The sequence below is a fragment of the Nocardia mangyaensis genome (assembly GCF_001886715.1).
Lineage (GTDB): Bacteria > Actinomycetota > Actinomycetes > Mycobacteriales > Mycobacteriaceae > Nocardia > Nocardia mangyaensis.
This window is the reverse complement of record NZ_CP018082.1, coordinates 4,110,825-4,131,167: the sequence shown is the minus strand read 5'-3', so window position 1 is coordinate 4,131,167 and position 20,343 is coordinate 4,110,825. Positions and strand designations below refer to the sequence as shown.

19 protein-coding genes are annotated in these 20,343 nt (G+C 69.0%); 11 read left to right on the top strand and 8 right to left on the bottom strand.

The annotated features are described in order from the left end of the window. The first annotated feature begins 11 nt into the window (after window positions 1-11). From BOX37_RS18675 to BOX37_RS18650, 6 genes are read left to right on the top strand one after another with little or no spacing between them, the layout of a single operon-like run. A complete protein-coding gene (locus tag BOX37_RS18675; protein ID WP_071928788.1) occupies window positions 12-1,190 on the top strand; it encodes an acyl-CoA dehydrogenase family protein in 1,179 nt (392 codons plus the stop codon). Continuing rightward, window positions 1,191-1,958, top strand: coding sequence for an SDR family NAD(P)-dependent oxidoreductase (locus BOX37_RS18670; protein ID WP_071928787.1), 768 nt, complete (start codon window positions 1,191-1,193; stop codon window positions 1,956-1,958). Further along, window positions 1,958-3,178 (top strand): CaiB/BaiF CoA transferase family protein, encoded by a 1,221-nt coding sequence (locus BOX37_RS18665; RefSeq protein WP_071928786.1) that lies wholly within the window; start codon window positions 1,958-1,960, stop codon window positions 3,176-3,178. Before BOX37_RS18670 ends, BOX37_RS18665 begins: the two co-directional genes overlap by 1 nt. After that, window positions 3,178-4,011, top strand: coding sequence for an enoyl-CoA hydratase/isomerase family protein (locus BOX37_RS18660; protein WP_071928785.1), 834 nt, complete (start codon window positions 3,178-3,180; stop codon window positions 4,009-4,011). Before BOX37_RS18665 ends, BOX37_RS18660 begins: the two co-directional genes overlap by 1 nt. A 21-nt stretch (window positions 4,012-4,032) precedes the next feature. After that, the gene (locus BOX37_RS18655; protein ID WP_071928784.1) at window positions 4,033-5,178 is read left to right on the top strand and encodes a thiolase family protein; all 1,146 of its coding nucleotides are present in this window, start codon (window positions 4,033-4,035) and stop codon (window positions 5,176-5,178) included. A gap of 16 nt (window positions 5,179-5,194) precedes the next feature. Then, complete coding sequence (locus BOX37_RS18650; protein ID WP_071928783.1) at window positions 5,195-6,343, top strand: acyl-CoA dehydrogenase family protein; 1,149 nt, start codon at window positions 5,195-5,197, stop codon at window positions 6,341-6,343. A gap of 63 nt (window positions 6,344-6,406) precedes the next feature. On the opposite strand, the gene BOX37_RS18645 is transcribed toward BOX37_RS18650, so the two are convergent. Further along, entirely contained in the window at window positions 6,407-7,300 is an 894-nt protein-coding gene (locus BOX37_RS18645) for an alpha/beta fold hydrolase (protein WP_071928782.1), read from the bottom strand. Continuing rightward, window positions 7,297-7,488 carry a hypothetical protein gene (locus BOX37_RS18640; protein ID WP_071928781.1) on the bottom strand — a complete coding sequence of 64 codons (192 nt, stop codon included), beginning with the start codon at window positions 7,486-7,488 and terminating at the stop codon, window positions 7,297-7,299. The genes BOX37_RS18645 and BOX37_RS18640 overlap by 4 nt, the downstream gene beginning before the upstream one ends. A 180-nt stretch (window positions 7,489-7,668) precedes the next feature. Here BOX37_RS18640 and BOX37_RS18635 point away from each other — a divergent pair, with 180 nt between their 5' ends. Both BOX37_RS18635 and BOX37_RS18630 read left to right on the top strand, forming a co-directional pair. Next, on the top strand, window positions 7,669-8,859 hold the full coding sequence (locus BOX37_RS18635; protein ID WP_071928780.1) for a Zn-ribbon domain-containing OB-fold protein: 1,191 nt from the start codon (window positions 7,669-7,671) through the stop codon (window positions 8,857-8,859). Next, complete coding sequence (locus BOX37_RS18630) at window positions 8,856-10,034, top strand: thiolase C-terminal domain-containing protein (protein WP_071928779.1); 1,179 nt, start codon at window positions 8,856-8,858, stop codon at window positions 10,032-10,034. The genes BOX37_RS18635 and BOX37_RS18630 overlap by 4 nt, the downstream gene beginning before the upstream one ends. Here the strand turns inward: BOX37_RS18630 and BOX37_RS18625 are convergent. Genes BOX37_RS18625 through BOX37_RS18610 form a run of 4 tightly spaced genes read right to left on the bottom strand, consistent with a single transcriptional unit; the run spans window position 10,025 to window position 15,309 of the window. Beyond that, window positions 10,025-11,404, bottom strand: a complete 1,380-nt coding sequence (locus BOX37_RS18625; protein WP_071928778.1) for an amidohydrolase family protein — start codon at window positions 11,402-11,404, stop codon at window positions 10,025-10,027. The two genes, BOX37_RS18630 and BOX37_RS18625, sit on opposite strands and share 10 nt — an antisense overlap. Then, window positions 11,404-12,723 carry a CoA transferase gene (locus tag BOX37_RS18620; protein WP_071928777.1) on the bottom strand — a complete coding sequence of 440 codons (1,320 nt, stop codon included), beginning with the start codon at window positions 12,721-12,723 and terminating at the stop codon, window positions 11,404-11,406. Before BOX37_RS18620 ends, BOX37_RS18625 begins: the two co-directional genes overlap by 1 nt. Before the next feature lies 1 nt (window position 12,724). Continuing rightward, window positions 12,725-13,768 carry an enoyl-CoA hydratase/isomerase family protein gene (locus BOX37_RS18615; RefSeq protein WP_071928776.1) on the bottom strand — a complete coding sequence of 348 codons (1,044 nt, stop codon included), beginning with the start codon at window positions 13,766-13,768 and terminating at the stop codon, window positions 12,725-12,727. Next, window positions 13,765-15,309 carry an AMP-binding protein gene (locus tag BOX37_RS18610; RefSeq protein ID WP_071928775.1) on the bottom strand — a complete coding sequence of 515 codons (1,545 nt, stop codon included), beginning with the start codon at window positions 15,307-15,309 and terminating at the stop codon, window positions 13,765-13,767. The genes BOX37_RS18615 and BOX37_RS18610 overlap by 4 nt, the downstream gene beginning before the upstream one ends. Window positions 15,310-15,400: 91 nt before the next feature. Between BOX37_RS18610 and BOX37_RS18605 the strand changes: the two genes are divergently transcribed. After that, the gene (locus tag BOX37_RS18605) at window positions 15,401-16,120 is read left to right on the top strand and encodes an enoyl-CoA hydratase/isomerase family protein (protein ID WP_071928774.1); all 720 of its coding nucleotides are present in this window, start codon (window positions 15,401-15,403) and stop codon (window positions 16,118-16,120) included. A gap of 43 nt (window positions 16,121-16,163) precedes the next feature. Here BOX37_RS18605 and BOX37_RS18600 read toward each other — a convergent pair whose 3' ends face one another. Next, complete coding sequence (locus tag BOX37_RS18600) at window positions 16,164-16,928, bottom strand: SDR family NAD(P)-dependent oxidoreductase (protein WP_071928773.1); 765 nt, start codon at window positions 16,926-16,928, stop codon at window positions 16,164-16,166. Between the two features lie 53 nt (window positions 16,929-16,981). On the opposite strand from BOX37_RS18600, the gene BOX37_RS18595 reads away from it, so the two are divergent. Then, the gene (locus tag BOX37_RS18595) at window positions 16,982-18,418 is read left to right on the top strand and encodes a class I adenylate-forming enzyme family protein (RefSeq protein ID WP_071928772.1); all 1,437 of its coding nucleotides are present in this window, start codon (window positions 16,982-16,984) and stop codon (window positions 18,416-18,418) included. Further along, window positions 18,411-19,556: a thiolase family protein gene (locus tag BOX37_RS18590; RefSeq protein WP_071928771.1), complete on the top strand. Its 1,146-nt coding sequence runs from the start codon at window positions 18,411-18,413 to the stop codon at window positions 19,554-19,556. The genes BOX37_RS18595 and BOX37_RS18590 overlap by 8 nt, the downstream gene beginning before the upstream one ends. A gap of 36 nt (window positions 19,557-19,592) precedes the next feature. Here the strand turns inward: BOX37_RS18590 and BOX37_RS18585 are convergent, their stop codons facing one another. Beyond that, window positions 19,593-20,249, bottom strand: coding sequence for a TetR/AcrR family transcriptional regulator (locus BOX37_RS18585; RefSeq protein ID WP_084759821.1), 657 nt, complete (start codon window positions 20,247-20,249; stop codon window positions 19,593-19,595). Window positions 20,250-20,343: the final 94 nt, after the last annotated feature.

Below are 20,343 nucleotides of genomic sequence, written 5' to 3'. Positions count from 1 at the left end.
GGGAATCGCCTATGTCCGGCGGGATGAGTTTCGCGCTGAGCGCGGATCAGCAACTGATCCGTGACTCGGTCGCCGAGATGATGAAGAAATTCGACGACAAGTACTGGATGGAGCACGATCAGGCGCACGAGTTCCCGAGAGCGTTCTACGACACCATCGCCGGAGGTGGCTGGCTCGGCATCACGATTCCGCCGGAGTACGGCGGCCACGGACTGGGGATCACCGAGGCTTCGCTGTTGCTCGAGGAAGTCTCCCGGTCCGGCGGTGGGATGAACGCCGCCAGCGCGATTCACTTGTCGATCTTCGGGATGCACCCGGTGGTGGTGCACGGGTCCGAGGAGCTCAAGCGGCGGACTCTGCCGCGCATCGTCAGCGGGGATCTGCACGTGTGTTTCGGGGTCACCGAGCCCGGTGCGGGCCTCGACACCACCAGGATCAGCACCTTCGCCCGGCGCGAGGGTGACCACTACGTGGTCAACGGACGCAAGGTGTGGATCTCCAAGGCCATGGAGTCGGAGAAGATCCTGCTGCTCACCCGCACCACCCGTTACGACGACGTCGCGAAGAAGACCGACGGGATGACCCTGTTCCTCACCGACCTCGACCGCACCAGGGTCGATGTCCGGCCGATCGCCAAGATGGGCCGCAACGCCGTCACCTCGAACGAATTGTTCATCGACGATCTACGGATTCCGGTGCAGGACCGGATCGGCGAAGAGGGCATGGGCTTCCGGTATCTCTTGGACGGCCTGAATCCCGAGCGGATGCTGATCGCCGCCGAGGCGCTCGGCATCGGCCGGGTCGCCCTGGACCGAGCCGTGCGCTACGCGGGCGACCGCGAGGTCTTCGGCAGGCCCATCGGGATGAACCAGGCGATCCAGTTCCCCCTGGCCGACTCGCTGACCCATCTCGACGCCGCCGAACTGGTGCTGCGCAAGGCCACCTGGCTCTACGACAACGGCCAGCCGTGTGGTCGAGAGGCCAACACCGCCAAATACCTGTGCGCGGAGGCGGGTTTCACCGCTGCCGATCGCGCGCTGCAGACCCACGGCGGGATGGGCTACGCCGAGGAATACAACGTCGCCCGCTACTTCCGCGAGGCGCGCGTGATGAAGATCGCGCCGATCAGTCAGGAAATGATCCTGAACTACCTGGGATCGCACACGCTGGGAATGCCGAGGAGCTACTGAATGACTGTCAAGACAGCACTTTTCGATCTGACCGGTCGATCGGCACTGGTCACCGGTGCCGCAGGTGGCATCGGTGCCGCGGTCGCGCGGGCCTTGGCCGCCGCGGGCGCCGCGGTGCTGGTCACCGATGTCGACGGCGCGGCCGCGGCCGTGGTCGCCGAGAAGATCGTGGCCGAGGGTGGCCTCGCCCGCAGCGCGGCCCTCGACGTGCGGGATCGAGCGTCCGCGGATGCCGCTGTCGCCGCGGCCGCCGACTTGGCTGGGGGAATCCTGCACATTCTGGTGAACAACGCGGGTGTGACCGATCCCGCCATGTTCGCCGAGACCACCGAGGAATCGGTGATGCGGTTGCTCGACATCCACCTGCTCGGCACGTTCCGCTGCACCCAGGCCGCGCTGTCGGCTTTGGCGACCGACGGCACCGGCCGGATCATCAACGTCACGTCCTCGGCGGGCATCGTCGGCACCCTCGGCCAGGTGAACTACTCCGCGGCCAAGGCGGGCATCATCGGCGTCACGAAATCCCTGGCGCGCGAGCTGGCCCGCAAGCAGATCCTGGTGAACGCGCTCGCCCCGCTGGCGGCGACCCCGATGACCAGCACCCTGCGGACCAACGAGAAGTTCGCCGCCCAGACGCTGAATCGAATCCCGCTGCGGCGCTGGGCAGAACCCGACGAGGTGGCCGGAGCCTTCGTGTTCCTTGCCTCCGACGCGGCCTCCTTCGTCACCGGGCAGGTGCTGCCGGTCGACGGCGGCATGGTGATGTGATGGCCGCCCAGGGGGCGGTGGACCCGGCGCCGTTGGCCGGTGTCACCGTCGTGGCGCTGGAACAGGCGGTGTCCGCGCCGATGTGTACCCGCACACTCGCCGATCTCGGGGCACGGGTGCTGAAGGTGGAGAACCCGGACGGTGGCGATTTCGCCCGGCACTACGACGACGTTGTCGAAGGCCTCGCGGCGCACTTCGTCTGGGTCAATCGGGGCAAGGAATCGGTGGCGCTGAACCTGAAATCGCCGGCCGGCATGGAGGTGTTGCACCGGTTGCTCGACCACGCCGACGTCCTGGTCTCCAATCTGGCCCCCGGGGCGACCGCTCGGCTCGGCATCACGCCCACCGACCTGGCCGAACAACACCCCGATCTGATCGCGGTCGAGATCGACGGCTTCGGCGCGGGCGGTCCACTGTCGGGCAAACGCGCGTACGACCTCCTGGCACAGGCGGAATCGGGGGTGTGCGCGGTCACCGGGTTGCCCGGTGCGCCCGCCAAACCCGGTCCACCGGTCGCCGATGTCTGTACCGGTCTGTACGCCGCGATCTCGATTCTGGCCATGCTCGCCGCGCGGGAACAGCGCGGTCGCCGGGGCGCGGCGGTCAGTGTCAGCCTGTTCGACACGATGACCGAGGTGATGGGCTATCAGCTCACCTACACCCGGCACTCGGGCATCGATCAGCAGCCACTGGGCATGAGTTCACCCGCGGTGGCGCCCTATGGCGCGTACTCGACCGGCGACGGGCAGACCGTGGTGCTCGGCACCACCAACGACGCGGAATGGCAACGGTTCGCGCGCGAACTGCTGCGCCGACCGGACCTGGCCGAGGACTCACGGTTCCAGACCAATCCCGGCCGGGTTCGCCACCGTGCGGTGCTCGACGCCGAGATCGGCGCCTGGTGTGCCCGTCATGATCTTGCCCACCTCCAACGCGCGGCCGACACCGCGGGCATCGGCAATGCCCGTTATAACACCCCGAGCGAAGTGCTCGTCCATCCGCAGTTGACCGACCGCGACCGCTGGCGCCGGATCGACACCCCGGTCGGCCCGATCCCGGCGCTGCTGCCGCCGCCGATCATCGCTGGCTTCGACCCACCCATGGGTGCGGTACCCGCGCTCGGCGAACACACGATCGCCGTTCTGGCCGAGTTCGGTCTCACCGATGACGAAATCGACTTCCTGCGCCTGTACGGTCTCATCGCGTCGGCCGTGGGCTGATGGCGTCAGGGGGCAAGGACACTGATCCGCGCGACGAGCCGGTCCTGCTGTCGGAAGATCGGAACGGGGTGCGCACGCTGACCCTGCATCGCCCGCGCCGCAAGAACGCCATCAACCGGGAACTGTGGGCGGCGCTGCGCGTGGCGCTGGACGCGGCGGGCCGCGATCGCGACGTCCGCGCGCTCGTGCTCACCGGCTCCGGCGGGGCATTCTGCTCGGGTGCGGACATCTCCGCACCCGACCCCAGTCATCCGATCCACAAGTTGCGCGCGCTCACCGAGGTCGCGCTGCTCCTGCACGAGTTGCCGATTCCCACCATCGCCAAGGTGCGCGGGGTGGCGGTCGGCGCGGGCTGGAATCTGGCGCTGGGCTGTGATCTTGTTGTCGCGGAACCAGATTCGCGGTTCTCGCAGATCTTCGCCCGCCGCGGGCTGTCACTCGATCTCGGTGGTTCCTGGTTGCTGCCCAAACTGGTCGGCCTGCAACAGGCCAAGCGGCTGGCGCTGCTGGCCGAGACGATCGACGCCGCCCAGGCGCGCGCACTGAACCTGGTGACCTGGGTCGTCGCGGAACCGGAGCTCGACGCCTTCGTCGTCGAGCTCGCCGAACGGCTCGCCGCCGGACCGCCGGTCGCGCTGGCCCAGACCAAGGCGCTGCTGAACGAGGGCGCGGACCGCTCTCTGCGCGACGCACTCGCCAATGAGGCTCGGGCACAAGGGGTGAACTTCGCGACCGCCGACGCACCGGAAGCGTTCGCGGCGTTCGCGGCCGCCCGAGAACCGGAGTTCACCGGCCGCTGGGCGATTCGCCCGGCAGACCGGACACAACAATGACCAGTTCGATGGGAGAGCGTGATGCGTGAAGTAGTAGTGGTCGAAGCGGTACGCACGCCATGGGGTAAACGCAACGGCGGCCTGTCGGGAACCCATCCGGCGGACCTGTCCGCGGTCGTGCTCACCGCGCTGATCGAACGCACCGGAATCGACCCGGCTGTCATCGACGATGTGATCTGGGGCTGTGTGTCCCAGGTCGGTGATCAGTCCAGCAATATCGGGCGTTACGCGGTGCTGGCCGCCGGATGGCCGGAGAGCATTCCCGGCACGACGGTGAACCGGGCCTGCGGTTCGAGCCAGCAGGCAGTGGATTTCGCGGTGCAGGCGGTGATGTCGGGTCAGCAGGATGTCGTTGTCGCGGGTGGGGTCGAGGCGATGAGCCGGGTCCCGCTGGGAGCGGCGAAGACGGGCGGGTCTCCCTACGGCCCGAAAGCCCGCGCGCGCTACCAGGACTTCTCGTTCAACCAGGGCATTTCCGCGGAGCTGATCGCCCAGAAGTGGGGACTGGGGCGGCATCGGCTCGATGAATTCGCCACGCTCTCCCACGAACTGGCCGCGGCCGCCCAGGATCGCGGGGCGTTCGACGCGCAGCTCGTGCCCGTCGAGACCGACGCTGCGACGGTGACCGCCGACGAAGGCGTGCGCCGCGGGACCACACCCCAGACCCTCGCCAAGCTGAAGCCGGTCTTTCAGGACGACGGCGTGATCCACGCGGGCAACTCCTCCCAGATCTCCGACGGCGCCGCCGCCGTGCTGGTGACGACACCGGAGCGCGCCCGCGCCCTGGGGCTGACCCCGCTGGTGCGCTACCGGGCCGGCGCTGTCACCGGCGCCGACCCGGTGCTCATGCTCACCGGTCCGATTCCGGCGACCGAGAAGGTCTTGCGCAAAGCCGGTCTCGAGTTGTCCGAGATCGGCGTCTTCGAAGTGAACGAGGCCTTCGCGTCGGTGCCACTGGCCTGGCTCGCCGAAACCGGCGCCGACCCACGTCTGCTCAACCCGCTCGGCGGCGCCATCGCCCTCGGTCATCCGCTCGGTGGATCGGGGGCGGGGCTGCTCACCCGGATGGTTCATCACATGCGCGACAACGGAATTCGCTACGGCCTGCAAACGATGTGCGAGGGCGGCGGCACCGCCAACGCCACCATCGTCGAACTGGCCGACTGAGCACGAGGAGACATCGGTGCGCCGAGACATCTACACCGAGGACCACGAAGCTTTCCGCGGGCTGGCCAGGGAATTCATCGACAAGGAGATCGCACCGCACTACGCCGAGTGGGAGAAGGCCGGGCGGATGCCGCGCGAGATCTTCGAGAAGCTCGGTGGCCTCGGTATTCTCGGCGTCGCCATCCCGGTCGAGTACGGGGGAGCGGGCCTGCGGGACTATCGCTACAACGCCGTCCTTCAGGAGGAGGCGGCACGGGCATTGGTGACGCTGAGCACGGTGCGTACCCAACTCGACGTCATCCTCCCGTACTTCCTGGCCTACGCCGACGAACAGCAACGCCAACGATGGTTCCCCGGGCTCGCCGACGGTACGTTGCTCACCGCCATCGCGATGACCGAACCGGGCACCGGCTCCGATCTGGCCGGGATGCGCACCAACGCAGTTCGCGACGGCGAGGACTATCTGCTCAGTGGCGCGAAGACTTTCATCACCGGCGGTCTGCTCGCCGATCTGGTGATCGTGGTGGCGCGGACCTCGACCGACCCGGAGAACCGACGCGCGGGTCTGACGCTGCTGGTGGTCGAGGACGGCATGCCCGGATTCGAACGCGGGCGGGTGCTGGACAAGATGGGCTGCAAGGTGCAGGACACCGTGGAGTTGTCCTTCGACGCTGTCCGGGTCCCCGTGGCGAACCGCCTCGGAGCGGAGGGCGAGGCATTCGGCTACCTCGGCAACAACCTGTCGCAGGAACGGATGACGGTCGCTGTCGGCTCGGTCGCCCAGGCGCGGGCCGCGATCACCGCCACGATCGACTACGTCAAAGAACGCAAGGCCTTCGGGAAACCGGTCTCGTCCTTCCAGAACACCAAGTTCGAACTCGCCGCGATGTCGGCCGAACTCGAGGCGGCGCAGGCCATGGTGGATCGTGCCGTTCTCGATCTGGTCGAAGGCGAACTGTCCGGGCCCGACGCCGCACGCGTCAAACTGTTCACCACCGAGATGCAGGGCCGGGTGGTCGATCGCTGCCTGCAGCTGTTCGGTGGTTACGGCTATATGAGCGAGTATCCGATCGCGCGGCTGTACACCGATGCGCGGGTGGCCCGCATCTACGCCGGAACCAGCGAGGTCATGAAGGTGATCATCGCCAAATCCCTTGGTCTGTAAGGGGTGAGCGCATCTGCCCCACGACCACCGTTGTCGCGGGGCAGATCCTGCTCACCCGCAGTGTCATCGGCGCGCGATCACGCATTCCTCGATGAAGGACATGACCCTGAGGTGATACGCGGTCGCCGAGTGCCCCATGCTCAGGTTGTGGCCGGCGTCGGCTTGCTCGTTGAGCAAGACGCGCGGCGCAGCCGTGAACAGGGCGGTGATCTCTCCCAGCGCGAGTGGGTCGGTGCGCCATACCTTTTCGTGGGCGCCCACGGTGAACTGGACCGGAACGTGGACGTTCGCGGCCGCGCGCGCGAAATCGTGCGCCACCCACTGCGGCATCATGGTGGCTTCATAGGCGGGCCCCGGCGACGCGATCGCCGCGCCACCGAAGACCTCGGGGGGATAGAGGCGGCTGGGCTGCCAGAGCAGTTCACGGAGGCGGTCGCCGCGGCCCGGCCCGCCCGCGGTCAGGCTCCGGATGGCTTCGGGATGGTGTTCGCGGCCGGTACCCGCGAGTTCGATGCCGAGCAAGTGCGCGCCGCGTTCGTCGGCGGCCATCCGGACGGCCAGCTCGCACCCGGCCGAATGTGCGAGGACGAAGGTCCCCGCACCGCGCGGCCGCGCCCCGAGCACCCGCTCCACCAGGGCATAGGCGAGGTCGACGCGCCGGGCGGCCGGGGCGATGTCGGCCGCGTGCGGCGCCGAACTGCCGTACCCGGGACGGTCGATCGCGAGCACGGTGAACCCGAGCGCGGGGGCGGTGCGCAGCAGCGACAGCCGGGGATGACCGGGGCAGTCGAAGTAGGCGGAGGTCGTCACACCGCCGTGGATCGCGACGATGACGGCGCGGGGGTCGGCGGCCTCGGCCAGCAATGCCGACATGGGGACGTCGTCGACGTCGACGACGTGGGAGCTGATCGGGATCTCGTGCGACAGCCGCACCAGATCGGAACCGGCACTGGTCATGGCTTCGGGTCGCCTTCGGAGTCGGTGGGCGTGACGGTGAGATGACGGGCCTCCGCGGAGACGAGCACCGCGCAGGCGGCGATCGTCAGGTCGGGCAGCACCGCCTCGGCGTAGTGCATGATGCTCGCGCGCAGGCGCTGCGCGATGGTGAGGTCACCGCCGGGCGGCGGGAGACAGATCCCGATCATGAGACTTCCCATTCAATGGGTGGAGAACCCTACTCTCGATACCGAGTGGGTGGTGTTCCGGCAGATATGAAATAGCTGACGGGGTGTGAGAGGGCATCACGATGTCGTTGATTCCGCCTTGTTGCTAGACTTCATTCTCTAATATGAGAATCAGATTATCACCTAGGTCGGGAGTGCACGATGCCGTTGATCGCTTCGGTCGGTACCTATCTGCCGTGCTGGGGTACCGCCGAGCAGCGGATACCCGGTGACGACGAGGACGCGATCACCCTCGCGGTCGAAGCGGGCAGGGCCGCGCTCGCCTCGGGGGCCGGGGTGGAGCACGTCGTACTGGTCAGCCGGGATCTGCCACTGCTGGAAGGCGGCAACGCCGCGGTGCTGCTGGCAGGTCTCGGTCTGGATTCCGAGCTCGAGGTGACCGAGCGACTCGGCGGGGCGCCCGCGACCCTGGACGCCCTCGGTTCCGCACGACCGCGGACCCTGGTGATCGGTGTCGACCTCGACCCGGCCGGCGCGGCCGCCGCGGTCACCGGCGAGCGCGGATTGCAGGTGCGGACCGCGGCCCGCGTCGCCCGCAGCCTGCCGGTCCGGACTCGCTATGCCACCGGCGTCGTGCACGACTACGGCGACCCCCGGTTGCTCCGCGAACGTGGACTTCTCGGTTCACTGGCCGCGTCCTGGCTCGACACCCCGGTCGCGGTGGCCGGTGTCGATCACGAACAGGCGGCCGACCTGTGTATCGGCACCCCGCCGCCGCTGCCCACCTTGGGCGCGAGTTCTGGATTGTTCGCGCTGGCGGCCATGGTCGATGCCGGGCAGGCGGGCCCACTGGTCGGTGTGGAGCAGGGGAGCCTGTCCGGTGTCACCGTCGCGGCGGGCGTGGTGCCGGTGCATCGGCACGAACCCGCGCCCCGCGCGAAACCGGTGTCCGCGTTCGTACCCGGCGCCGACATCCCGATCTCCCTGGCCGCCTATGAGCGCGCGTTCGAGGCGAAAGTGCGCTGGGCGGCCGGTCGGCACGCCGACACCGACGAACTGGATTTCCCGCCTCGATACCGGGTCGACGACGACGGCGCGCTGCGCACCGACTACACCCTGGTGCCGTTGCCGCGCACCGCCACCGTCTACACCTCGGTGACCGTGCATGTGCCGGTGCCGGGCCTGAAGACACCGTATTCGCTGGTCATCGTCGAGCTCGACGAGGTCGACGTCCGTGCGCTGGTGAAAGTGACCAGCGCCGAACCGGGTTCGGTGGCCATCGGCGATCGCGGCCGCATGGTGTTGCGGCGAGTGGCGGTTCGCTCCGGCGTGCCGGACTACGGCTACGCCTTCGAACCGGAAACCCCCGAACGACAGGAGTCGGCAGCATGAGAAGAGTCGCCATCGTCGGCGCCGGAATGACGCCCTTCGCCGAGCATTTCGCGCTCGGCATCAAAGACCTGGTGCCGATGGCCTTCGCCGACTGCGCGCGCAGCATCGACAAGGGGCTGCGCAAGTCCGACATCCAGGCTGCCTGGTTCGGCGAGCTCGGTACCGCCGACGGGTTCGCCTCCGGCATTCTCGCCGACACCCTCGGCCTGTCCGACATTCCGGTGACCCGCGTCGAAAACGCCTGTGCCACCGGGCACGACGCGGTCCGCAACGCCCTGCTCGGGATCGCGTCCGGCGCCATCGACGTCGCTCTGGTGATCGGCGCGGACAAGCTGCGCGAGTCGGCGTCCAAGGACATGCTGTGGGAGTGGGAGGCGATGACCCGCGACATGGCCTGGGACTACCCGCTCGGACTGGTCGCGCCCGCCGGGTTCGCGCTGCATGTGGCCAGGTACCTGCACGAATCGCCGGCCACGCGGGAGCACATGGCCATGGTCGCGGTGAAGAACCATCGGCATGGCGTCCGAAATCTCAAGGCGCGGTTGCGCTTCGAGATCAGCATGGCGGAAGCCCTCGCGGCACCGACGGTGGTCACGCCCTTCGGGCTCTACGACTGCGCGCCGCAGAGCGACGGGGCGGCGGCGCTCGTGCTGGTCGCCGAAGACGTGGTGGACCGCTACACCGATCGCCCCGTCTGGATTCGCGGGGTGGGGCTCGGCATGGATTCGGTGATGCACCAGCACAAGCGGGACATGACGACTTTCCCCGCCACGGTCCGCGCCGCTCGGCAGGCGTTCGGCATGGCCGGGCTGACCCCGTCCGACATCGATGTCGCCGAGGTGCACGACTTCTTCACCGGCATCGAGTTGATGAGCTACGAGGATCTCGGGTTCGCCGACCGGTTCGAGGCCCACAAGCTCGTGGAGGCGGGCGTCACCAGCGTCGGCGGTGCGCTACCGGTGAATCCGAGCGGGGGCTTGAAGTCGAAGGGACATCCGCCGGGCGCTACCGGTGTCGCGCAGTGCGTCGAGCTGTTCGAGCAGCTGCGCGGCGAGGCGGTGAATCAGGTCGATCGGGCTCGAATCGGTTTGGCGCACACCATCGGTGGTCCCACCGCGGTCGCGGCCGTGACGATCCTGGCCGGGCCGGACGCGGCAGGCGCGTCTCAGCCGTAGACGACTCGTCCGTCGACGACGGTGGCCGCGATCGGTGGGTTGGGCAGCATCGCGGTCACCTCCTCGGGTGGCACCGCCAGCAGCGTCAGATCGGCGACTTCGCCGGGTGCGATGGTTCGTGGCGACGCGGGCCGTTCGGGGCGGCCGAAGAACAGGCTGACCGCCGATCGAAGTGACAGCCTCTCGGCCGCCGAGCGACCCGATTCTCGGTCGACGGCGGCGTGGACAAGGCGCCAAGGGTCGGCGCTACCGAACGGGGCATCGGTGCCCCCGGCCACGCCCACCCTCGCCCCCAGCAGTGACCCGAGCCGCCACAGATCCGGACGATCCTGGTCGGGCACCGCACGCCGGTAGTGGTCGCCTCGTTCGACCAGGAAATGCGGCTGGGTCACCACCGGTACCCGGTTCGCCCGCAACCACGCCATCGCCTCGACCGGGATGATCGCACCGTGCTCGATGCGATCACCGAGACGCACGCCCGCGCCGTCGAGGGCGGTCATCGTCAGAATCAGTTGGACCCTGGTCACACAGTGCACCGCGACCGATCGATCCCCGGCGTGGATCTCGCGGATCCGAGCGATGAACTGGTCGAGAGTCGGCAGGGCCGTATCGTCGAGCAGGATCTTGGTCGGCCCCAGGGAGAACCGCTGGATCTCCGGGGCGGTGACGGCGGGCGGTGCCATGCAGTGAACCCGTTGCCGAATTCGGCCACTGGTCACGTCACGGGCGAAATCATCGACATCGTGCTGCCCCAGCGCGGGGGTGGCGTCGGTGACGCCGGTGATCCCCAGTGCCGCGGCGCGCGCGCTGACCGTGGTCAGATCGACGGGCCTGGCGGCGATCTGGGCGCCGAGCCAGGCATCCATCCGCCAGAGTCGGCCGTTGGCCCGTCCGTCGAGGTCGCGCTCCACACCCGTGTGTGCGCAGCGGTTCAGGTCCACTGCTGCACACGCGTGCGAGTTGAGCGTCCAGAGGGCGCCGGAGCGATGTTGGATCCGGACCGGGCGCTGGGTGATCCAGCGATCCAGCGCCCACCGGTCCAGGTCCCCGGCGGCCGACTCGTGGTATCCGACGCCGCGAATCCACATCCCCTTCGGCATTGTCGCGTCCGCCTGCCGCAGCCGCGCCGCCAGGTCGTCGACGGTGCGAATCACCTGTGGGCCGAGCGGTAATGAGTCAGCGGACGCGGCGAGGGAACGTAGGTGCACATGGTGGTCGTGCAGGCCGGGCAGCAGCCACCCGCCGCCCGCGTCGATGTCGTGCTCGCCGGGAAATGCTCGTAGTCCGGTTCCGCATTCGGTGATCGACCCACGGTGCCACCGGACGTCGGTGTGCCCGGTCCCGAATATCCGAGCTCGTCGGATGAGCATCAGGCATCACCCGGCGACAGTGCTGCCGGTGCGCCGACTGTGCGGCGTCGCTGGGTCGACGCGCATTCCACGACCCAGTCATCGCCGTGTCGGTGGACCACATGGTTTCCGTGCGCTATCGGCGGCGCGGCGGCGAAAGCGGCTGCCGTGGCGCGCATGGACAGATCGATCAGCACGCCGCCGCCGCTGTGGCATGCGCCGGCCACCGCCAGCGCCGCGCAGACGCCTGAGAGCGGATCGGCGATCGCGTCAGCGCAGAAGACCGGCTCGCCCCCGTGGCGGCCGACCAGGCCGCCCGCGACCGCGGCGTCGTCACCGAAGGCCACCCGCATCGGATTGGACCGGCCGTAGCCGGTGAGGCTCAACCAGATCCGCCCGTCGCGGTGCGGGCGATCCTCGGGTGCGAGGCCGAGTTGCGCCAAGGCCCGTGGCCGGGACGCCTCGAGCACGATGTCGGCCGAATCGAGGAGCTCGCCCAGGGCTTTTCGGCCCTGCTCGGCGCGGAAGTCGAGTGTTCGGAACTCGTGTCCGGCGTGCAGCCAATCGAAGAATCGAGGATCACCGGTGCGGGCGCCGTCGGGCCGGTGAGCACCCTCCACCTTGATCACCCGCGCGCCGGCCAGTCCGAGGACGCGCGCGCACAGCGGTCCCGCCCACATCGACGACAGGTCGACGACGACGAGTCCGCGCAGCGAGCGGGCGCCGACCGCGTTGCTCAGGCGAGAAACGTTCCAGGGCAGCATGTTGCGCGGTGGCACGGCCAGCACGGATGCGGGGATGCCGACGAGTTGGGCCCGCTGTACCAGCGCGGCCGCCGATGACCGTGCTGCTGCCGCCTCGAGCGCGATCCATGGGTCTGCGCCGACCTCGGCGCCGAGAACGGCGGGGACGGCATCGAAGTCGTCGGGGCGGCTCAGTGTGAGGGCACACCATCCATCGGTGGCACGAAGCAGCCTGCTCGTGCCGTTCGCCGATCGGCGCCCCGCGCGCCGTAGACCCGCTCGTTGCGCCCGGCCGGTCAGCGCCACCGCGGGGTCGAGGTCGACTCGGTCGCCGAGGTCACCGGTGAGCCACGACAGCGCGCGCAGCGCTGCTCCTAGCAGGCCGTAGGCGGGTGCGGGGGACAGGCTCGGTTCGGCGCCGTCGTGGCCGGTGAGCGCCATCGCGCCGGAGCCTGCCCACGCCAGCACCGGACACTCCGGGTCGGCGGGAAAGGTCGTGGGGACGGTGCGGGTGGTCAGCGTCCGCAGCCACTCGTCCACCACGGCGCGGGGTTCCTCGAGGTCGATTCGGCGGTGTGCCCGGGGATCTGAGCGCACTTCAGCCCTCCGCGCCGATGACCTGATCGATCAGGCCCCAGTCCAACGCCGCATCGGCATCGAGTCGCTGTTCGGTCAGCATCAACCATGCGGCGCGCCAGCGGCCGATGCGCCGCGCCACGCTGACCGTGCCGCCCGCACCGGGTACCAAACCCATCCGCACCTCGGGGAAACAGAAGTACGTATCCGGGGTCGCGGTGACCGTGCCCGCGAACGCGGCGATCTCGGCACCCGCGCCGATACAGGAGCCGGTGGCGCGAACGACGAGGCGGTCGGCGAGGCGATCGAGTGCCCGCCACGGTGCGCGATCCAGCCGCACCAGATACGCGGCGACCACGTCGGTCGCCGAGCCGAATTCGGCCAGATCGCCACCGCTGCAGAACACGGGGCCGTTGCCGCTGAGTTCCACCGTCGCGATGCTCGGGTCCGCGACCGCCACCTGCGCAGCGGCCAGAAGTTCTTCCCGCAGCCGCAGGCTCAGCGCGTTGCGGCGTTGCGGGTGATCCAGCACGATCGACAGGTGGTCTCCGCTGCGCCGCACACGAACCACGCGGCGATCGGTAGCCGGCGCGGGCTTCGCGGGCCCACGCTCGAGGAGCCATCGAGCGAATTCGGGTCCGGCGAGCAGCATCGAGTAGGCCGCGGCCTCGGCAGCCAGGGCCGGCGCGGTGTCGCGTCCGGGTGTCTGCCGGAGCAGGTGGCCGCAGACGAGCGCTGCCCGCGGTGATCGAGCAACCGCGGCGCGCAACATCGCGAGCGCGGCGTCGATGTTCTCGACGGCGACCACCTCCGGGTGCAGGGGCGATGTCGGTAGGTCGGTCAAGGTCAGCGTGGTCGCGGCCAGGACGGGCTCGACCGACGAGGAAAAGGGCCGCCGCAGGACTCCGACCACGAGCGCCATCGACTCCCGGATTCGGGTGGCCGTCGCGAGCACCGTCTCGGGGCAGGCATCGCCGAGACCGTCGAGTTCGAGCACGACGAGCGGCGCTGTCGGCGTTCCTGACGCCGACAGCGCGAGTCCCTCGTCCAACAGCGGGTCGTTCATCGGCTCGGTTGCCGGTCGGCGATGCTTTGCCGGACGTGGAACTTCTGCACCTTGCCGCTGGCGGTCCGTGGAAAGTCCTCGACCTGGTGCAGCTCCTCCGGCCACTTCTGCTTGGCGACACCTGCCCGGTCGAAATGTGCGCGCAGCTCGGCGATGGTCGGCAGCTCGTGGCCGGTGCGCAGCCGGACCACGGCGGCGGCGTGCTCGCCGAGGCGGGCGTCGGGCGCGGCGACGACCACCGCCTCCGCGATCCCGGGCATGGTGAGCAGGACCTCCTCGACCTCCAGGGCGCTGATGTTCTCGCCGCCGCGAATGATGATGTCGGCCTTGCGGTCGGTGATGGTCAGGTAGCCGTCGGTGTCGAGCTCGCCGATATCGCCGGTGTGATACCAGCCGTCGGCGTCGAACATGGCGGCCGTGAGCGCGGCATCGGTGTAGCCCAGGCACAGATCCGGTCCGCGACTGAGGATTTCGCCGTCGGCCGCCAACTTGATCTCCACCCCGGGCAGTGCGTCGCCGTCGGTGAACAGGCGCTTGTCCTTCGGCGCGCTGTACCGTGACCCGGTGATCGAGGGGTGTTCGGTGCTGCCGTAGGAGCGGAAGACCGTGATGCCGAGGTCGTCGAGCCGGCGGGTGACGGCCGCGGGGACCGATGAGCCACCCAGACCGGCGTACTTCATCCAGGACAGATGTGCTGTGGTGAAATCAGGATGGTCGAGCAGGCTGGTGACGAAATACGTCGCGCCGCCGCCCACGGTGAGTCCGTCGCTGCGCATCAGCGCGAGAGCGCGGCCCGGGTCCCAGATGTCGGTCAGATTCACCGGGGATCCGTCGAGCACCGGGATCAGGAACGCGTTCACCATGCCGATGAAGTGCCCGACCGGAGCCGCGGTGAGCTGCCTACCGCGCTCGGGCGGGTAGAGACCGGCCAGCTGCCGGGTTTCGTGGCCGAGGGTTTCGTGGCTGTGGACGACGCCTTTCGGCGCGCTGGTGGTTCCCGAGGTGAAGGCGATCAGCGCGGGACCGCCGGGATCGGTGGACAGGAATCCGGGCATCGGGTCCTCGGCGAGCAGATCGTCGAAGTCACGTCCCACGACGCCGACGATCGGAATGTCCGCGCACAGGTCAGCGTGGTGTTCCAGCCGGCCGAACCGCTCGGCCACGATGAACACCCGTGGCGAAGTGGCGGTGAGGATGTGCGAGAGCTCCTTGCGCCCGTAGAAGTGCACGATCGGCACCACCACCGCCCCGAGGAATGCCGACGCCCAGAAGGTCGCGGCGGCCTCGGCCCAATTGGGTAGCTGGAAGGCGACGACATCGCCGGGCCCGACACCACGAGCGCGGAGCCCGGCGGCGAGGCGCCGGGCGCGGTGCTCGACGTCGCCGAAGGTGCCTGACCATGGCCGCTGGTTCGAATGCACCCGGAACTCGGTGTCGGGTGCGGCGGCGAGACCGTGGGTCAGCATCTCGCCGATCGTCTCGCCGGTCCACCAGCCCTTGCTTCGGTAGTCCGCCACCAGGTCGGCGGGAATGCTGCGCACGTGAGACTCCAATGCCGGATCCGAGATATCGCATCGGCGATGCTATTCTCTCTCGACAAGAATAACAATCTCATAATGGGAGAATGCATTTATGGTCGAGCTGGAGCTGGAGGCCGGTATCGCGGTCGTCACGATCAATCGCCCGCACGCCCGCAACGCCATCGCACCGGTCACCATGGACGAGCTGGACGAGGCGCTGGACAAGGCGGCGGGCGCCCGTGCTCTGGTCATTCGAGGAGCTGGTGATCGGGCGTTCGTCTCCGGCGGAGATCTCAAAGAGCTCAGTGCGCTGCGTACCGAGGAGCAGGCCGCCGCGATGGCCTGGCGCATGCGCTCGATCTGCGATCGGCTCGCGGCTTTCCCCGCTCCCGTGATCGCCGCGCTCAACGGGCACGCCTTCGGTGGTGGTGCCGAGGTCGCCGTCGCCGCGGACATCCGCGTCGCCGCCGCCGACATCAAGATCGGCTTCAACCAATCCGCACTGGCGATCATGCCCGCCTGGGGTGGTGCCGAGCGGCTCGCGGCACTGGTGGGAAAGGGACGCGCGGTCTTGCTGGCCGGAACGGCCACCATTGTCGACGCGACCGAAGCCGAACGGCTGGGGTTGGTCGACCGGGTGTTCGCGCGCGCGGACTTCGAGGACGGCTGGCGCGCGTTGGCCCGCTCGCTGGCGACCGCGCAGGCGGGGGAGATCAAGCGGATCGTCGCGGGCGTCTCGCCGCAGGAGGCGGTCGACGCGTTCGCCCGGCTGTGGGTGGCGGATGAGCACTGGGTTGCCGCCGACGCAGCCCTCACCCGCCGCACCTCGTAGGCCGGTGATCACCGGCTGGTATCGAAAGTGACTGCGGGCATTGTTATTTGGGTGGGAAGCGGAGTGCGCCGTCGAGGCGGATCACTTCGCCGTTGAGATAGTCGTTCTCGATGACCGATTGGACCAGGTGCCCGTACTCCGGTGACCGGCCCATGCGCTTGGGGTGGGGGACCTGCTTGCTCCAGTGGACCTCCAGCTGCTCGGCGGCCTTGCCGTAGGCGGGGGTGTTGAAGGTGCCGGGCGCGATGGTGACGACGCGAATGCCGAGCGGGGACAGGTCGCGCGCCGCGACCAGGGTCATCCCGACCACGCCGCCTTTGGCCGCGGCGTAGGGAAGCTGGCCGATCTGCCCCTCGTAGGCGGCGATCGAGGCGGTGTTGACGATGACGCCGCGGCTGCCTTCGTCGAGCGGTTCCTGCTTGGCGATGGCGGCGGCCGAGAGCCGCAGCACGTTGAACACGGCGGTCAGGTAGAACTCGATCGTGGTGCGGAAGCCGTCGAGGTCCAGGGGGCTGCCGTCTTTGCCGACGAGTCGTCCGCCGCTGGCGGGACCACCGTGGGTGTCGACCGAGATCCGCAGGGGGCCCAGGGATTGCGCCTCCTCGATGGCGGCCTGCACGGACTCCTCGCTGGTGGCGTCGGTGTGCACATAGCGAATGCCGAGTTCGTCCTCGAGCTCCTTGCCCAAGTCATCGGCGACGTCGGCGACGACCACCTTCGCCCCCGCGGCGTGCAGGCGGCGGACGGTCGCCGCCCCGAGCCCGCCGGTGCCGCCGACCACGATGGCGGAACTACCACTGATCTGCATACTGTTTTCCTCTCTTGAAATCAGCACTCTCTTGCTGAGAGAATAATGTTCTCATGAACATTGGCATGATCCTAGACATGGCCGCCTCGGCGGGGAGTCGATCGGTGCTCACGGTCGGCGACCGCTCGCTGTCCGCGGCAGACCTGCTCGACTGCGCCCGGCGCGCGGCTCCGCGCTTCCACGAGCACTCCGCGGTGCTGTATCTGGGTGCGAACCACCTGGCCTATCCGGTCGCGCTGTTCGGCGCGGTGCTGGCCGGCGTGCCGTTCGTGCCGCTGAACTACCGGCTCGGCGACACCCAGCTGCGCGCGCTGCTGGACCGACATCCCGGCGCGCTGGTATTGCGGCCGGCGGACCTCGACGCCCTGGTGGCCGCCGATCCGGGGCGGCCCGCCGCGCCGGAGCTGCCGACGCCGTGGGACGCGGACTCGGTGGCGGTGATCCTGTACACCAGCGGCACCACCTCCGCGCCCAAAGCGGCGTTGCTGCGGCACCGGCACCTGATGGCCTACCTGCTCAACACCGTGGAGTTCGGTGCTGCCGCGACGACCGACGCGGCGTTGGTGTCGGTGCCGCCGTATCACATCGCGGGGCTGACGAACCTGCTCTCGAACCTCTACGCCGGACGTCGGGTGGTCTACCTGTCCGCCTTCGACCCCGCCGAGTGGCTGGCGACCGTGCGCAGGGAGCGGATCACGCAGGCGATGCTGGTGCCGACCATGCTGGCCCGGATCGTCGCCGAGGTCGATGGCCCCGACGCGGGCACTCCGACGCTGGCGACGCTGGCCTACGGCGGGTCCCGCATGCCCCGCCCGGTCCTCGACCGGGCGCTGCGGGTGTTCCCCGAGACCGGCTTCGTCAACGCCTACGGGCTCACCGAGACCGCGTCCTCCGTCGCGGTCCTCGGGCCGGCCGACCACCGCGCTGCCGCCACCTCGGCCGACCCGCTCGTGCGCGATCGGCTCGGCTCGGTGGGCCGGCCCCTGCCCGGAATCGAGTTCGAGATCCGTAGTGCCGCAGGAGAACCCGTCGCACCGGGTGACACCGGGCTGGTCTTCGTCCGTGGTGAGCAGATCTCGGGCGAGTACGGCGGACGTAGCGTTCTCGATGCTGACGGCTGGTTCCCCACCGCCGATCTCGGCAGGCTCGACGCGGCCGGCTACCTGTTCATCGAAGGCCGCGCCGACGACACGATCATCCGGGGCGGGGAGAACATCGCGCCCGCCGAGATCGAGGATGTGCTGCTCGAATACCCCGGCATCAGCGAGGCGGCGGTCATCGGGGTGCCCGATCCGGAGTGGGGCCAGCGCCTGATCGCGGTGGTCGTCGGGGTCGGCGACCAGGCGCGGATCAAGCAGTGGGTCAAGGATCGGCTGCGCTCGTCCAAGACGCCCGACGCGATCGTGTTCCGCACCGAACTCCCCAAGACCGACACCGGAAAACTCTTGCGACGCGACCTCGTCGCCGAAATGGAGAACACCCATGCCTGAAGCAGTCATCGTCTCCGCGCTGCGCACACCCATCGGGACCGCACGCAAAGGCACGCTGCGCGACACCGATGGCTTCGCGCTGGCCGATCATGTCGTGGCCGCGGTCGCCGCCGGTCTCGATCCGAGCCAAATCGATGACGTGGTCCTGGGCGAGGGGCGCTACGGCGGCGGTGTGCTGGCCAGGCATGCCGCGGTCACCGCCGGGTTGACCACGGTGCCCGGCGTTGCCGTCAACCGGCACTGCGCGGCGGGCATGGCGGCAGTGCAGTCCGCGGCGGCGAGTATTCGCGCCGGCATGGACCGGCTCGTCATCGCCGGTGGCGTCAACTCCGATTCCACCGCTCCGCGCCTGCGTATGCGCGTCGACGAGGACGAATGGCTCGATCCGTGGACCTCACCGACGCACCCCGATCGCCCCGACGCGCCCAACCGGGACATGTCGATCACCGTCGGCTGGAACGCGGCCGTCAGATCCGGCATCTCCCGCGCCGACATGGACGGCTGGGCGTTGCGCTCACACCGCAACGCCATCGCCGCCATCGACGAGGGACGATTCACCGACGAGATCGTGGCGATCAAGACCCCGCACGGACTGTTCGAGGTCGACGAGCACCCGCGCCGGGACACCACCCTGGAAAAACTGGCGGGGCTGAAGGTTCTGCATCCGGAGATCGAGGGTTTCAGCATCACCGCGGGCAACGCCTCGGGCGCCAACGACGGCGCCGCGGCCCTGGCGATCGCCAGTGATCGGCTCGGGCTGCCGGCCCTCGGGGTCATCAGGTCGTGGGCCTCGGTCGGCATCGATCCCGCCGTCACGGGCCTGGCTCCGATCGAGGCGATCGCGAAAGCTGTTTCCCGAGCGGGTATTTCGCTGTCCCAGGTACGCCTGTTCGAGATCAACGAGGCGTTCGCCGTGGTGCCACTGGCGGTGATCAAGGCGCTCGACATCGATCCGAACCTGGTCAATGTCAGCGGCAGCGGCTGCTCGCTCGGTCATCCGGTCGCGGCGACCGGCGCCAGGATGATCACGACGCTCGTGCACGAACTGCGTCGTCGCGGTGGTGGTTTCGGTGTCGCGGCACTGTGTGCGGGCGGTGGAATGGGTTCGGCGACCGTCATCGAGGTGGCCGCACCCTGAGCTGGTCCGGGTGGCCTCCTCGGGCCACCCGGACAGCTACTCGCCCGTGGCGAATCCGAACGCGCAGAAGTCCCAGACCTCGCTCGCGGTGATCGGGTGGGCGACGTCCTCGTCGGCGCCGCCCGCCGACTGCGCGGTGAACATGACCGTCTGCATCACCACGGCCGCCATCCGCCGCGGATCGAGGCCCTCGCGCAGCCTTCCCGCCTTCTTGGCCTGTTCCATCAGTTCGGTGAACAGCGACAGCAGTGGCGCGTGCGCGATCTTGACCTGGGCGGGATGCGACACCAGCAGTTGCGGCGCGAAATCGGTGAACAGGGGACGCTGCGCGACCGGGTCGGGCCTGCATAGTTCGAACAGCAACTCGACGGTGACCCGCAGGCGGTCCAGCGGGTCGGTCTTGCCCTCGGCGGCCGCCGCCAGCTGATCCGCCGTGCGGTCGAGCGCGTCCTCGAACAACGCGAGCAACAGCTCGTGTTTACCGTCGAACTGCAGGTAGAAGCTGCGCAGTGACTGACGCGAACGGTCGACCACTTCTTGCACGGTGAAGTCGGTGGTGCCTTTTTCGGTGATGATCGCCTGCGCCGCATCGAGGAACTTTTGCACCCGCTGCTCGGCGCGCAGTTTCGCCCCCCGAATGGACCGCTCGACGGCCCGCTGCTTCCACGCGGGCTCTTCGCTGACGCTGGTCACGGCCGTCTCCGTCCTGGGTGATGTGTGCAGAACATGGGTGCACTGTACCGGAGAACGTCATATCCATCGGTGGTCACCTCCCGTGTCTCCCGAT

What these genes read in the sequence shown, in the direction of transcription:
- BOX37_RS18675 (WP_071928788.1), top strand. Translation starts at nt 12, where the DNA reads ATGTCCGGCGGGATGAGTTTCGCGCTGAGCGCGGATCAGCAACTGATC.
- BOX37_RS18670 (WP_071928787.1), top strand. Translation starts at nt 1,191, where the DNA reads ATGACTGTCAAGACAGCACTTTTCGATCTGACCGGTCGATCGGCACTG.
- BOX37_RS18665 (WP_071928786.1), top strand. Translation starts at nt 1,958, where the DNA reads ATGGCCGCCCAGGGGGCGGTGGACCCGGCGCCGTTGGCCGGTGTCACC.
- BOX37_RS18660 (WP_071928785.1), top strand. Translation starts at nt 3,178, where the DNA reads ATGGCGTCAGGGGGCAAGGACACTGATCCGCGCGACGAGCCGGTCCTG.
- BOX37_RS18655 (WP_071928784.1), top strand. Translation starts at nt 4,033, where the DNA reads ATGCGTGAAGTAGTAGTGGTCGAAGCGGTACGCACGCCATGGGGTAAA.
- BOX37_RS18645 (WP_071928782.1), bottom strand. Translation starts at nt 7,300, where the DNA reads ATGACCAGTGCCGGTTCCGATCTGGTGCGGCTGTCGCACGAGATCCCG.
- BOX37_RS18640 (WP_071928781.1), bottom strand. Translation starts at nt 7,488, where the DNA reads ATGATCGGGATCTGTCTCCCGCCGCCCGGCGGTGACCTCACCATCGCG.
- BOX37_RS18635 (WP_071928780.1), top strand. Translation starts at nt 7,669, where the DNA reads ATGCCGTTGATCGCTTCGGTCGGTACCTATCTGCCGTGCTGGGGTACC.
- BOX37_RS18630 (WP_071928779.1), top strand. Translation starts at nt 8,856, where the DNA reads ATGAGAAGAGTCGCCATCGTCGGCGCCGGAATGACGCCCTTCGCCGAG.
- BOX37_RS18625 (WP_071928778.1), bottom strand. Translation starts at nt 11,404, where the DNA reads ATGCTCATCCGACGAGCTCGGATATTCGGGACCGGGCACACCGACGTC.
- BOX37_RS18615 (WP_071928776.1), bottom strand. Translation starts at nt 13,768, where the DNA reads ATGAACGACCCGCTGTTGGACGAGGGACTCGCGCTGTCGGCGTCAGGA.
- BOX37_RS18605 (WP_071928774.1), top strand. Translation starts at nt 15,401, where the DNA reads ATGGTCGAGCTGGAGCTGGAGGCCGGTATCGCGGTCGTCACGATCAAT.
- BOX37_RS18600 (WP_071928773.1), bottom strand. Translation starts at nt 16,928, where the DNA reads ATGCAGATCAGTGGTAGTTCCGCCATCGTGGTCGGCGGCACCGGCGGG.
- BOX37_RS18595 (WP_071928772.1), top strand. Translation starts at nt 16,982, where the DNA reads ATGAACATTGGCATGATCCTAGACATGGCCGCCTCGGCGGGGAGTCGA.
- BOX37_RS18590 (WP_071928771.1), top strand. Translation starts at nt 18,411, where the DNA reads ATGCCTGAAGCAGTCATCGTCTCCGCGCTGCGCACACCCATCGGGACC.